General features: G+C 73.1%; 11 protein-coding genes. 5 read left to right on the forward strand and 6 right to left on the reverse strand.

Translation table 11 applies throughout. The annotated features are described in order from the left end of the window. Genes KZ829_RS24155 through KZ829_RS24165 form a run of 3 tightly spaced genes read left to right on the forward strand, consistent with a single transcriptional unit; the run spans nt 1 to nt 3,937 of the window. Nucleotides 1-813: an alpha/beta fold hydrolase gene (locus KZ829_RS24155; protein WP_220146201.1), complete on the forward strand. Its 813-nt coding sequence runs from the start codon at nt 1-3 to the stop codon at nt 811-813. After that, nucleotides 810-1,967 carry a glycosyltransferase gene (locus KZ829_RS24160; protein WP_220146202.1) on the forward strand — a complete coding sequence of 386 codons (1,158 nt, stop codon included), beginning with the start codon at nt 810-812 and terminating at the stop codon, nt 1,965-1,967. Before KZ829_RS24155 ends, KZ829_RS24160 begins: the two co-directional genes overlap by 4 nt. Further along, nucleotides 1,964-3,937, forward strand: a complete 1,974-nt coding sequence (locus KZ829_RS24165; protein WP_220146203.1) for a class I SAM-dependent methyltransferase — start codon at nt 1,964-1,966, stop codon at nt 3,935-3,937. The genes KZ829_RS24160 and KZ829_RS24165 overlap by 4 nt, the downstream gene beginning before the upstream one ends. 154 nt (nt 3,938-4,091) lie before the next feature. Here KZ829_RS24165 and KZ829_RS24170 read toward each other — a convergent pair whose 3' ends face one another. From KZ829_RS24170 to KZ829_RS24180, 3 genes are read right to left on the reverse strand one after another with little or no spacing between them, the layout of a single operon-like run. Next, the gene (locus KZ829_RS24170) at nt 4,092-4,739 is read right to left on the reverse strand and encodes a response regulator (RefSeq protein WP_220146204.1); all 648 of its coding nucleotides are present in this window, start codon (nt 4,737-4,739) and stop codon (nt 4,092-4,094) included. Beyond that, nucleotides 4,730-5,875, reverse strand: coding sequence for a sensor histidine kinase (locus KZ829_RS24175; protein WP_220146205.1), 1,146 nt, complete (start codon nt 5,873-5,875; stop codon nt 4,730-4,732). The genes KZ829_RS24170 and KZ829_RS24175 overlap by 10 nt, the downstream gene beginning before the upstream one ends. Before the next feature lie 15 nt (nt 5,876-5,890). Then, on the reverse strand, nt 5,891-6,589 hold the full coding sequence (locus tag KZ829_RS24180; protein WP_220146206.1) for a DedA family protein: 699 nt from the start codon (nt 6,587-6,589) through the stop codon (nt 5,891-5,893). Between the two features lie 255 nt (nt 6,590-6,844). Between KZ829_RS24180 and KZ829_RS24185 the strand changes: the two genes are divergently transcribed. After that, nucleotides 6,845-8,911, forward strand: coding sequence for a transglycosylase domain-containing protein (locus KZ829_RS24185; protein ID WP_220146385.1), 2,067 nt, complete (start codon nt 6,845-6,847; stop codon nt 8,909-8,911). A gap of 5 nt (nt 8,912-8,916) precedes the next feature. On the opposite strand, the gene KZ829_RS24190 is transcribed toward KZ829_RS24185, so the two are convergent. Genes KZ829_RS24190 through KZ829_RS24200 form a run of 3 tightly spaced genes read right to left on the reverse strand, consistent with a single transcriptional unit; the run spans nt 8,917 to nt 11,568 of the window. Beyond that, nucleotides 8,917-9,429: a GNAT family N-acetyltransferase gene (locus KZ829_RS24190; protein ID WP_220146207.1), complete on the reverse strand. Its 513-nt coding sequence runs from the start codon at nt 9,427-9,429 to the stop codon at nt 8,917-8,919. Between the two features lie 56 nt (nt 9,430-9,485). After that, nucleotides 9,486-10,661, reverse strand: a complete 1,176-nt coding sequence (locus KZ829_RS24195) for a UDP-N-acetylglucosamine--N-acetylmuramyl-(pentapeptide) pyrophosphoryl-undecaprenol N-acetylglucosamine transferase (protein WP_220146208.1) — start codon at nt 10,659-10,661, stop codon at nt 9,486-9,488. 13 nt (nt 10,662-10,674) lie between these two features. After that, complete coding sequence (locus KZ829_RS24200; protein ID WP_220146209.1) at nt 10,675-11,568, reverse strand: N-acetylglucosamine kinase; 894 nt, start codon at nt 11,566-11,568, stop codon at nt 10,675-10,677. Between the two features lie 86 nt (nt 11,569-11,654). Here KZ829_RS24200 and KZ829_RS24205 point away from each other — a divergent pair, with 86 nt between their 5' ends. Further along, nucleotides 11,655-12,578: a MurR/RpiR family transcriptional regulator gene (locus tag KZ829_RS24205; protein ID WP_246636187.1), complete on the forward strand. Its 924-nt coding sequence runs from the start codon at nt 11,655-11,657 to the stop codon at nt 12,576-12,578. The last annotated feature ends 10 nt before the right edge of the window (nt 12,579-12,588 follow it).

Below are 12,588 nucleotides of genomic sequence, written 5' to 3' on the forward strand. Positions count from 1 at the left end.
ATGGCCCACATCACCACCAACGGGGTACGCCTGCACGTCCAGCGGATGCCGTCGCCCGATCCCGGCGCGCCGCCACTGGTCCTCATCCACGGCCTGCTCGACACGATGGCCAGCTACTACTTCAGCATCGCGGCGGCGATCGCCGGCCTCGGGTTCGACGTCATCGCCTACGACCTGCGCGGCCACGGCCGCAGCGAACGACCACCGCGGGGGTACCGGGTGGACGACGCCACCGACGACCTCACCGGACTGCTGGCGGAACTCGGCGTCGCCGGCCCGGTGCACCTGATCGGCTTCTCCTGGGGCGGCACCGTCGCCTTCCGGTACGCCCACCGCTTCCCGGACGGTGTCGCCTCCCTGATCGTCATCGAATCCGAGCCGCCGACCGTGGCGTGGGCCGACCGTGCCACCGACGGACTGCGCGAACTGTCCGCTCACCTCTCCGACGCCGAGGAGATCGCGCGGGCCGAACTCGGGGCTCTCGTGCCCGCCATGGCCCGGCGGCTCACCAGCAGGGCGCGCGAACTCGCCGTCGCGACCACCCTCGTCGAGGACGTCATCGACCGTACCGGTCTGGTCGACGTCTATCCGGACGGCTGGCTGCGATGCCCGCTGCTGCTGATCGTCGGTGGCGATTCCCGCCTGCACTCCCGTCTGGACAGCATCGTCGGCCTGCTGCCGCCGTGCGACGTCGTGGTGGTGCCCGGCCAGCACCACCAGCTGCTCGCCTTCGCGCCGCAGGAGGTGGCCGCCGCCGTGCTGCCGTGGCTGGCCGCCCGCCGGGACGCCCTCGCCGGGGCCGTGACGCCGTGAGCCGTTTCCTGTTCGTGGTGCCGCCGCTGACCGGCCACCTCACCCCGTTGCGGCCGGTCGCCGCCCGCCTCGCCGCCCGCGGCCACCACGTGGTGTGGGCCGGGATGGGCCCGTGGCTGCGGGAACGTCTCGGGCCCACCGCCGAGGTCCACGACTGTGTCCCGGCGTCCTTCACCGTCGGCGCCCGCGAACCCGGCCTGCGCGGGCTCGCCGCGCTGCGGTTCCTCGTCGAGGACTTCCTGCTGCCGCTGGCGACCGCGATGCTGCCCGGGCTCCGCGCCGCGATCACCCGGCACCGCCCCGACGTCGTCGTCGCCGACCAGCAGGCGTGGGCCGGCGCCTACGCGGCCGCCGAGGCCGGACTGCCCTGGGCCACCTCCGCCTCCACGTCGGCGGAACTGCTCGACCCGTACCCGCCCGCCCTGCACGACTGGCTGTCCGGCTGCTTCGCCGCGGTCGCCCACCCGCGGGCGGTCGCCGACCCACGCCTGTCACCGCACCTGATCCTGGCGTTCACCATCCCGGAGCTCACCGGCCCCGCCACCGCCGCGCCGGCCTCGGTGCGCTGGGTCGGCCCGGCCCCGCAGGACGACCCCGGCGCCTGGACCCCGCCCTGGCCCACCCGCCGGCCGCTGGTCCTGGTCACGCTCGGCACCCAGTCCACCGAGACCGGGGCCCGCTTCCTGCGGGCCTGCGCCGAGGCCCTGGCCGCGCGTCCCGGCCTGCACGCGGTGATCGCCGACCCCGGCCGGGTGGTCGGGCCGTGCCCCGGCCACGTCCACGTGACGCCGTGGGTGCCGCAGCAGGCCGTCCTGGAACGGGCCGGCCTGGTGATCTGTCACGCCGGGCACAACACCGTCACCGAGTCGCTGTGGCACGGCCGGCCGCTGGTGGTGGCCCCGATCCGCGACGACCAGACCATCGTCGCCGGCCAGGTGGTGAGCGCCGGCGCGGGTGTCCGGCTGCGCTTCGCGCACGCCACCGCCGCCCACATCGGCGCGGCCGTCGACACGATCCACAACGATCCGGGGTACGCCCACGCGGCGGCCCGGATCCGTACGGCCTTCCACGCCGCCGGTGGCGCGGACGAGGCGGTCACCCACCTGGAATCTCTCGCACGTTCCACGACTCTGATCCCGGAGGCCACCCGTTGAACGGGTCGATGCTGCCCGCCGCCGTCGCGGCCGCCGTCCTGCTGCTGGACGGGCTGCGCCTGCGCGCCCGCCTCCGCGCCATCCCGGCCCTCTCCCCGGTCCCCGCCCGGAATCCGGTAGTGGTGCCGGCCAAGCCCGCCCGGAATCCGGTCACAGTGTCCGCCTCATCCGGTGTCACGGCCGGCGAGGCCATCTACGTTCCGGCGGTGCGGGAGCCGGACGCCCGGTCCGACGGGGGCGACGCGCCGGAGGACGGGACCGACCGCTTCATCCTGATCACCGCCGCCGGGGTCACCGTCGACGAGCGGACCCACCGGGAGGCCGTGGCCCACGCGGAGGGGGAGGGCCTCGCCGTACTGGACCTGGTCCCCGCCGACCTGCCGATGTCCGAAGCGTTCACCCTGGTCCGCCAGGTCGACCCGGCCACCTACCGGACCGATCCGCTGGCGCCCGGCCGCGGCGCCGGTCAGGCCCTGCTGGTCGACGCGGCCCTGGCGGCCCGGGCCGGTGTGGAAGCCGGCGGGGGCCACGATCCGGCCACCATGATCCGGATCACCGACCGGCTCAAGAAGTACGCCGCGGCCGACGTAGGGCTGGTCGTGACCCCGGCGGTCACCGCCGTTCCCGCCGGCCCGGCGACGTTCCCCGCCCGGCTGCGCGCCTCCACCACGTCGGTGCACGCCACCCTGGCCGTCCGCCTGTACGGCTACCTGCTGCTGGCCACCGCGATCGTCCTCGACCCGGCGTGGGGACTGCTCGCCCTGGCCGCCTACGCCGCCCAGCCCTACCTGGTGACGGCCGGCACCGCCCTGCGCCCGGCCGACCGCGCCCGGGCCGCCTGGCTGCGCCCGGTCCGCGATCCGCTGCGCTGGTGGCGCTGCGCCCGGGGAACGTGGCGGTCACCGTACGACCGGGAGATGGACGAACGCCGGGCCCACGCCCGGACCGCCTATGCCCGGGACCTGGCCGACGGAACCGGCCGCTTCTTCGAGCCCCGCCGTGACGACTGTCCCTGGTGCGGCGGCACCAGCCTGCGGCGCCGTCTCACCTCCCCGGACCGGATGGTGGGCAAGCCCGGTTCCTTCTCGCTCGACCGGTGCGCAGACTGCGGGCACATCTTCCAGAACCCCCGGCTGAACGCCGCCGGCCTGGAGTTCTACTACCGTGACGTCTACGACGGACTGGGCCAGTCCGCCGCCGAGAAGCTCCTGGCCGGCCACGTCGACTCCTACCGTGGCCGGGTCGACATGGTCCGCGCCCACACCAGCCCGCGCGGGTGGCTGGACGTCGGCACCGGTTGGGGCCACTTCTGCCGGTACGCGGCGCCCGAGCTCCCCGGCACCGTGTTCGACGGCCTCGACATGGGCGACGGCGTCCTGGAGGCCCAGCGCCGCGGCTGGATCGACACCGCCCACCAGGGCATGTTCCCCGAGTCTGCGGACGGTCTCACCGGCCGCTACGACGTCATCAGCATGCACCACTACCTGGAGCACACGCTCGATCCGCGGGCCGAGATCGAGGCCGCGGCCCGTGCCCTGCCACCCGGCGGCCACCTGCTCATCGAGGTCCCGAACCCGCGGTTCGGCCCGGCACGCCTGTTGCGCAGCCTGTGGATGCCGTACTTCCAGCCACAGCACCTGAACCTCATCTCGCTGCCCCGGCTCGTCGAGGCGATCACCGCCCGGGGCCTGACCGTGGTCGCCACCGACACCGGCCGGGCCCACCAGCCGTGCGATCTGTCCGCCGCGGTCCTGCTCTGGGTGAACAGCCACTTTCCCGACCCGAACCGGCCGTGGGCGCCGCGGCCCGCGACCCGCCTGATCCGCGCCCGGCACGCCGTGGCCTGGTGCGTGACCGGTCCAGCCCTGGTCCTCGCCGCCGTGGCGGACCGGCTGCTGGGCGCCGCGATCGCGCCCACCTCCGGCGGCAACTGCTACCGCCTTCTGGCCCGCAAACCAGCGGCGGGCTGAACGTCAGCCGGCGGCCGTGACGGGCGCGCCGCTCCGCGTACCCTCGACGGGTTTCGGCGATCCACCACGGCTATGGGCCACGTGAGCGACCACGACACCGTCACCGTGTGCGCCCACCCACCGGGTGACCGAATGCAAGGCGGAGCAGGACCCCTCAGCCCGCGCCGAGGTAGCGCAGGATGGCCAGCACACGGCGGCTGTAGCCGGTGACGTGGGACAGGCCGAGCCGGTCGAAGATGGTGTTCACGTGCTTCTCGACGGCGCTCTGCGAGATGTGCAGCCGGGCCGCGACGGACGCGTTCGTGTGGCCCTGCGCCATCTCGTGCAGCACCTCCCGCTCGCGTGGGGTGAGGGCGCGCAGCGGGTCGCCGTGTGTGGTCGTGGACATCAACTGCTGGACCACCTCCGGGTCGAGCGCGGTGGCCCCGCCCGCGACCCGTTCCAGCGCGTCGAGGAAATCGCCGACGTGCGCCACCCGGTCCTTGAGCAGGTAGCCGACGCCGTCGGAACGGTCGGCCAGCAGGTGCGCGGCATACCGCTTCTCGACGTACTGGGACAGCACCACGACGGCGGTGCCCGGCCATCGGCGGCGGATCTCGACGGCGGCCCGCAGTCCGTCGTCGGTGCCGCCCGGCGGCATCCGGACGTCGGTGACCACCATGCCGGGCCGGTGCTCGGCGACCGCCGCCAGCAGCCGGTCGGCGTCGGCGACCGCGGCCACCACGTCGTACCCCTCCTCGGCCAGCAGCCGGACCAGGCCCTCCCGTAGGAGTGTGGAGTCTTCGGCGAGGACTATCCGCACGGCAGCTCCACCCGGATCGTGGTGCCCTCGCCGGGCGGGCTGCGCACCTCGAAGCGGCCGTCCAGGGCGGCGACCCGGCGGGCGAGCCCGTGCAGGCCGGAGCCGTCCGGGTCGGCGCCGCCCACCCCGTCGTCGGCTATCACCATCTCCACCCCCGTGGCGCTCGGCCCGACCGCGATGGTGATCACGGTAGCCGCGGCGTGCTTGGCGGTGTTGGTCACGGCCTCGCACGCCACGAAGTAGAGCGCGGTCTCGACCGGCCGGCCCGGTCGGGGGTGCGGCGCGAAGTCGATCCGCACCGGTACGGCGGACCGCTGCGCCACCATGGCCAGCACCTCGTCGAGGGAGCTGTGCGCCAGCGCCGACGGGTACACCCGCCACGCCACCTCGCGCATCTCCTCGACGGCCCGCTGGGCGTCGGCGTGCGCCTGGTCCAGCAGCATCCGTGTCCGCTCCGGGTCGGCGCCGCGGCGGGCCCGGCCGAGCAGCATGCCGAGCGCGACGAGCCGCTGCTGCAACCCGTCGTGCAGGTCGCGTTCGATGCGCTGCCGCTCGACGTCGACGGCCGCGACCACCTCGGCCCGGCTGGCCGCCAGCTCGCCGATCCGCCGTTCCAGCTCCTCGCGGGTGCTCGACTCGAGAAACGTCCGGGCCAGCCGGGCGTCGAGCCCGGCCACCGTGACGAAGCCCTGGAGGTTGAGCGTGAGCAGGGCGAGGCCGAGCAGCACCTGACCCAGCAGTTGCGGCACGGTCATGGTCCCGGCCAGGACCGAGCGGACCACGATCCCGGCGAGCGCCACGCCGGTGACCAGCAGGGCGGTGACGAGGCCGCCGAGAAGGGCGGGCAGGGCCCGGGCCGCGAGATAGCCGAACACCCGCGGCCCGGCCGGCGGCAGGGGTGGGGGAGCGGGTTCGCCGGCGGCCCACGCCAGCCGGCGCCGTTCCCGGCCGGCGATCCACCGCGCCGCCCCGGCGGACGCCGCGGCCACTCGGCGACGCGCGGCCGGCGCGACCGCGACCAGGCCCAACGTCAGGGCGGTGACCAGCAGGAAGATCAGCTCCGCGAGCCCGGTGAAGGCCCCGGCGGTGACCGCGGCCGGCACTCGCGCCCACTTCCGCAGCACGGCGATCGACATCCGTCCCCCTCGGAGTCAGCGCTCGCCCGGCCGGCGCGCGGTCCGGTATACAGTGCCACGCTCGCCGGAACCCGCCGGGCCGGTCGCCGGCCTCACCGCCCGCTCGCGCCGGATCCGCCGCAGCCGGAGTGCCACGAAGATCGCGGCGGCGATCGCGCACACGACGATGACGGCCTTCTGGAGGAGCCCCGCGTACTCCTCGACACGATGCCAGTTCTCCCCGAGCTGGTAGCCGGCCAGCACGAACACGACGTTCCAGATCGCGCTGCCCGCCGTCGTGTACAGCAGGAAGCGGCCCACCGGCATGCGCTCCACCCCGGCCGGGACCGAGATGAGGCTGCGGAAGATCGGGATCATCCGCCCGAGGAACACCGCCTTCGCCCCGTGCCGCGCGAACCACGCCTCGGTCCGGTCGAAGTCCTCCACCTTCACGAGCGGCAGCCGCTCGACGATCGCGCGCAACCGGTCCCGCCCGAGCAGGGCGCCCACCCGGTAGAGCGCGAGGGCGCCGGCCACCGAGCCGAGCGTCGTCCAGAGGATCGCCGCGGGCAGGCTCATCCGCCCCTGCCCGGCCGCGAACCCGGCCAACGGCAGGATCACCTCACTGGGAATGGGCGGAAACAGGTTCTCCAGGGCCACCGCGAGGCCCGCCCCGGGCGCGCCGAGGGTCTCCACCAGGCCGACGACACCATTTTCCAGGTCACCGAAAGTCATGCCCCGACGCTATGAATCCGCGGGCCCGGCGACCATGAGGCCGGCCCTCCGACCTGGACGGACCGTTCCACACCGCCGCTCCTGCGGAAAACCACACCCCCGGATTCGGCGGAGCCGTGGGTCAAACCTCTGGGTTACCTGGTGTGACGAAACTCGCGAACGGTGTAGCTTGCGATCTCGCTGGTTAACCTGGTCAGAGTGACTGGCAAGCCTCTCGGTGAACATCGGACCATCCGCAGCGCCGGCGTGCTCGGCATGTGTGGCCTGCTCGCGGGCCTCGCCGTGGCCTCCGCAGCCTTCCCGGCCGTCGCGATGGCCGGCCTGGCCGCCAAGGTCGGGTCCGAGGAGCTGCAGGAGCTCCCGACCGAGTTGATCGAGCAGGCGTCACCCCAGGTGACAAGGGTCTACGCGTCCGACGGTAAGACCCAGATCGCGCTGATGTACGACGAGTTCCGCAGCGACGTGCCCCTGGCGAAGGTCTCGCAGAACATGCAGGACGCCATCGTGGCCGCCGAGGACCACAAGTTCTTCGAGCACCGGGGCGTCGACCTCAAGGGTGTGGCACGGGCCTTCGTCAACAACAACCAGGGCGGCGGCAAGCAGGGCGCCTCCACCCTGACGATGCAGTACGTGCGGATGGCGCTGGCCTACTCGGCGACCGACCCGCAGCAGGTCGTCGACGCCACCAAGGACACCGTGCAGCGCAAGGTGTCCGAGATGAAGTACGCGGTCCAGGTCGAGAAGGAGCTCACCAAACAGGAGATCCTGGAGCGCTACCTGAACATGGCGCCGTTCGGCAACGGCGCGTACGGCATCAGCGCCGCCGGCCAGGTCTACTTCGGCAAGTCCCCGGCGAACCTGTCGGTGGCCGAGTCGGCGCTGCTGGCCGGCATGGTGAAGGCCCCGACCGCGTTCGACCCGACCACCGCCACCGGCTACCCGCAGGCGCTGGAGCGGCGCGACTACATCATCGACAACATGCGGGACCTCGACCAGATCACCGCGGCCGAGGCCACCGCCGCCAAGAAGGTGAAGGTGCCGAAGACCGCGACCCGCCCGTCGCGGGGCTGCGTGTCGGTGGCGAAGAACCACTGGGGCTTCTTCTGCGACTACTTCTACCGGTGGTGGCTGAGCCAGAGCGCCTTCGGCGAGACCTCGTACGACCGGGAGCGCCTGCTCAAGAACGGCGGCTACCGCATCGTCACCACCCTGGATCTGGACGCCCAGTCGGACGCCCGCAAGGAGATCACCGACCGGCAGAGCGACGACAACAGGAACGCGCTGATGCTGGCCGCCGTCGAGCCCGGCACCGGCGCGGTCCGGGCGCTGGCCGCCAACCGCAAGTACGGGATCGACGACGCCGACGACCCCCGCAACGAGCTGTCCTCGAACCCGGACCTGGCGGGCAAGGGCATCCGCGGCACCTACCCGAACACCACCAACCCGATCATCACCGGCAGCGCGGACGTCCCCGGCTACCAGGCCGGCTCGGTGTTCAAGATGTTCACCATGGTGGCCGCACTGGAGACCGGCAGGGAGCTGGACACCACCATCTACTCGCCGCAGCGCTACAAGTCCGGCTACCTGGACTCCTCATCGGAGTCGTGCGACGGCTACTACTGCCCCGGCAACGCCTCCTCCCGCGAGTCCGGCAACTTCACCATGTGGACCGCGTTCGGTAGGTCGGTGAACACCTACTTCGTCCCGCTCCAGGAGGAGATCGGCGCGGAGAAGGTGGTCGACGTGGCCAAGCGCTTCGGCGTGCAGTTCCGCGACGGCGACGACGCCAACCGGGCGAACGACCCCGGCCAGGCCCACGAGTGGGGCGCCTTCACCCTCGGCGTCTCGGCCTCCACCCCACTGGACATCGCGAGCGCCTACGCCACCCTGGCCGCCGACGGGAAGTACTGCACGCCCACGCCGATCGAGAGCATCACCACCGCCGACGGCACCGAGATCGGCGCCGGTCAGCCGGACTGCACCACGGCGACCACCAAGGAGGTGGCCCGCAAGGCGCTCGACGCGGCCCGCTGCCCGGTCGGCGACCGGGCCCAGCTCGGCGACTGCGCCGGCGCGACGGCCCCGCAGGTGCGCGACGTGGTCGGCCACCCGGTCTTCGGCAAGACCGGCACCACCGACAACGACAAGACCGCCGCCCTGGTGGTCGGCACCCGCTCCCTGGTGGTGGCCGGCTACCTGGCCAACCCGGACTGGGCCGGCCACACCGACCGGATGTCGCACAGCATCGTCAACCCGGCGGTGTACGAGACGCTCGCCGACTACATGGAGGGCAGACCGGAGGAGGACTTCCCCACCCCGTGACCATGTCACTCCAGCCTGCGGCACATCCGCAGGCTGGAGATGTGGTCGTCGACCCGGGACAGGGCGGCCCGCACCGTCTCCACCGGCTGGAAGCCGCGAGCCCGGTAGAACCCGATCCCGGCCCGGTCCCCGAGGAACACCGACACCCACAGCTCGGTGCCACCCGCGGCCCCGATCTGCTCGGTGACCCGGTCCAGCAGCAGCGTGCCCAGCTCACCCTCCCGCACCGCGGCGTCCAGATAGACCCGGGACAGCTCGCCGGCCGCCGGACCGGTCATCCCGCCGCCGGCCACCCCCAGCACCAGGCCGTCCTCTTCGACGACCTGATAACCGAACCACCCCGGCGGCGCGGGCGCGATCTCCTTCGCCACCCGCTCCCTGCTGTAGAACTCGACGACGCTGCGCTCGATGTAACCGTCGGGCAGCAGCTCACGGTAGGCGTCCCGATACCCGCTGGAGCAGATCGCGGCGATGCGGGCCACATCGGCATCGACGGCGGGACGGACGACGGCGGTCAACGATGATCCAGGCACGCCCGCAACATTAGGCCGCGTTCAGCCGTACTCTCAATCGGTCAGCGACCTCCGTTGGCGGCCACGGTGAGGATCTCGGTGACCACGTGCTGGGCGGCGCCCGGCTTTCCGTGTGCCGCCGCCGCCTGAGCCATGGCGGCCCGCCGGTGCGGGTCGGCGAGCAGCCCGACGACCTCGGCGTGCAGCCGCCGCGGCACGGCCGAGTCACCGTCGAGCATCACGGCCGCGCCCTGTGCGGCCAGATGCCGGGCGGTGATGCGCTGCTCGTCCCCGGCCGACTGCGGGTACGGAATGAGCACGCAGACCTTGCCGAGGGCGGTCAGTTCGGCGACCGTCCCGGCGCCGCTGCGGGCCACCACCACGGTCGCGGCGGCGATCACGTCGGGCAGCTCCTCGTGGATGAACTCGACGAGCCGGTAGCGCTGCACCAGGTGCGGCGGCAGTTGCCCGGCGGCCTCCTGCATCTCCGCGTACCCGTGACTGCCGCACTGGTGCACGATCTGGCAGTGCGGCAGCAGGTCGGCCAGCGCTCCGATGAGCATCCGGTTGACCTGCTGGGCGCCGGTCGCGCCGCCGGTGACGAGCACGACCGGGAGGGCCGGGTCCAGCCCGTACGCCGCGAGGCCTTTCGCCGGATCGCCCTGGAGCATGGCCGAGCGCACCGGGTTGCCGGTGACCACGGCCCGCTGCCGGGCCGACTCCGGCAGGTGTTCGAGGGACGCCTCGTGGCTGAGCAGGATCCGGTTGGCGAACCGGGCCAGGATCCGGTTGGCCAGCCCGAGCGCGAGGGTCTGCTCGTGCATGAGGTAGGGCACCCGCAGGCAGCGCGCGGCGAGCCCGATCGGCACCGACACGTACCCGCCGGTGCTGAACACCACGGCGGGCCTGGTGCGGGCGACGGTGAACACGGCCTGGAGGATGCCGAGCGGGATCCGGAACGCGTCGACGACGTTGCGGGCCAGCTCACGCGGGTTCGGTGAGCGCCGCAGTTTGCCGGTGGTGACGGCTTTGAAAGGGATCCCGTTACGCTCCGCGATCCTGGCTTCGAGGCCGTCGGCGACCCCGACCCAGAGCAGCTCGGGTGCGGTGCCGGTTTCGGCGAGGCGGGCCTGGAGGGTATTGATCGTGGTGAGGGCAGGGTAGGTGTGCCCGCCGGTGCCACCACCGGTGACGATCATGCGGAACGACTGCAGGCGCTGGGTGCTGTAGAGAGACATCAGGCCGCCTACCCTATGCGACACCGCCGAGCATGGCACGGTGCAGGTCGGCCGGATTCAGGGGACTGAGCGGCCGGGCGGCCAGCCACGCCGCGCCGGCTGCCGGGTCCAGGCTCGTCCGCGGCTTCCGCCCGCGTTCCGACAAGACCTTCAGGACCCCGTCTCGTACGGGTGTGCCCGCCGCCAGCAGTCCGCCCGCGAGCACGACGGGCCCCGGTTCGGCCAGGTCGTCGAGGGTGCGCACGAGACAGCCGACGGCCTCCCTGACGATGGCCGTGGCGTGCGGGTCGTCGTCGCGGGCGGCCGCGCACACGACCGGCGCGAGCCCGTCGATCGCGGGGAACGGCAGCGCCTGCGCCCAGTAGACCAGGTCGTCGGCGCTGCCCACTCCGGCTCGCGCGGCGATCAGCGCGGCGAACGGCGTGTCCCAGTTCCGCACGGCGACGCGGACCGCCCGCAGCCCCAGCCACCGCCCGGATCCCTCGTCACCGAGCAGCCAGCCGAGCCCGTCGCTCGTCCGTACCACCTGATCGTCCTTGATCGCGGCAGCGATCGCGCCGGTCCCCGCGATGAGCACCGCCCCGCCCGGCGCGGCTGTGCCGGAGGCGAACGCGGTGACCGCGTCGCCGGCCACGGTGACCGGCCCGCCGATGCCGAGCGCCGCCCCGAAGGCGCAGGCCGCCGCGGGTCCCGCGATGCCGAGCGTGGCGGCCCGGACGAGTGCGGGGGAGCGCCCGCCGAGCGCTTGCCGGACGGCGGCGGCGACCTCGGCGGCGGCCCGTTCCGGCCCGTGGGCCAGCGGGTTGCCGGGCCCGGCCCGTCCACGGCCGACGATCTCGCCGTGGACGGTCGCGACCACGGCGCGTGACGAGGTGCCGCCCGCGTCGACTCCTGCCACCAGCTCCATGGCGGAAATCGAAACATAGGCAACAGTTATTGACTAGCCCTCTCGGTGGTCGTAATTTTCATCGGCAACAGCAATCGATGAAAAGGATGACCGACGTGACGGGTGAGAGCGGCGGACTGCTCGGACGACTGCGTATCGAGGGACCCGGCATGCCCGAGGCGCTCGCCAGGATCGCCGAGACGATCCTGGCCGACCCGGAGACGACCGCCCACCTGAGCATCGTCGACCTGGCCGAGCGTTCCGGGACCTCGACGGCGACGGTGACCCGGTTCAGCCGGACGCTCGGGTTCCGTGGCTACGCCAACCTGCGCGTGGCCGTCGCCACCGAGACCGGCCGGGCCGAGCAGGCCCGGTGGGACACCGACATCAGCGGCGACATCGCCCCCGGCGACGCGCTCACCGACGTGCTCGGGGTCGTCACCGCGGCCGACACCCGGGCCATCCAGGACACCGCGGCCGGCATCGACGTGGCCGCCGTCGAACGGGTCGCCGGCGCCATCGCCGCCGCCGGCCGGGTGGAGATCTTCGGCCTGGGCAGCAGCGGCACGTCGGCGCGGGAGATGGCGTTCCGGCTGGAGCGCATCCGCGTACCGGTGTGGCACCGCACCGACTCGCACACCGCGCTGACCAACGCCGCCCTGCTGGGGCCGGGTGACGTGGCGATCGGGCTGTCGCACTCCGGCCGCACCCGGGAGGTCATCGAGACCCTCGCCGAGGCCGCCGACCACGGCGCGCTCACCGTGGCGGTCACCAGTTTCAGCCGTTCACCGCTGGCCGAGGTGGCCGACGTCGTCTTCTCCACGGTCGTGCAGGAGACCACCTTCCGCCTGGCGGCTCTCTCCTCGGTGCACTCCCAGCTGCTGATCCTCGACCTGATCTACGTGGCCGTCGCCCAGCGCACCTACGAGCGCACCGCCGAAGCCCTCGAACTCACCGTCCGCGCGGTCGAGGCCCACCGCCTCCCCGAGAAGTCGCCCACGCGACGGCGGCCGCGCAGGCAGAACCCCTGATGAGGAGCGC

This window comes from Actinoplanes hulinensis (genome assembly GCF_019429605.1).
GTDB classification, from domain to species: Bacteria; Actinomycetota; Actinomycetes; order Mycobacteriales; family Micromonosporaceae; genus Actinoplanes; species Actinoplanes campanulatus.

Coding starts and splice junctions, on each gene's coding strand:
- KZ829_RS24155 (WP_220146201.1), top strand. CDS start 1: ATGGCCCACATCACCACCAACGGGGTACGCCTGCACGTCCAGCGGATG.
- KZ829_RS24175 (WP_220146205.1), bottom strand. CDS start 5,875: ATGTCGATCGCCGTGCTGCGGAAGTGGGCGCGAGTGCCGGCCGCGGTC.
- KZ829_RS24180 (WP_220146206.1), bottom strand. CDS start 6,589: ATGACTTTCGGTGACCTGGAAAATGGTGTCGTCGGCCTGGTGGAGACC.
- KZ829_RS24185 (WP_220146385.1), top strand. CDS start 6,845: ATGTGTGGCCTGCTCGCGGGCCTCGCCGTGGCCTCCGCAGCCTTCCCG.
- KZ829_RS24195 (WP_220146208.1), bottom strand. CDS start 10,661: ATGTCTCTCTACAGCACCCAGCGCCTGCAGTCGTTCCGCATGATCGTC.
- KZ829_RS24200 (WP_220146209.1), bottom strand. CDS start 11,568: ATGGAGCTGGTGGCAGGAGTCGACGCGGGCGGCACCTCGTCACGCGCC.
- KZ829_RS24205 (WP_246636187.1), top strand. CDS start 11,655: ATGACCGACGTGACGGGTGAGAGCGGCGGACTGCTCGGACGACTGCGT.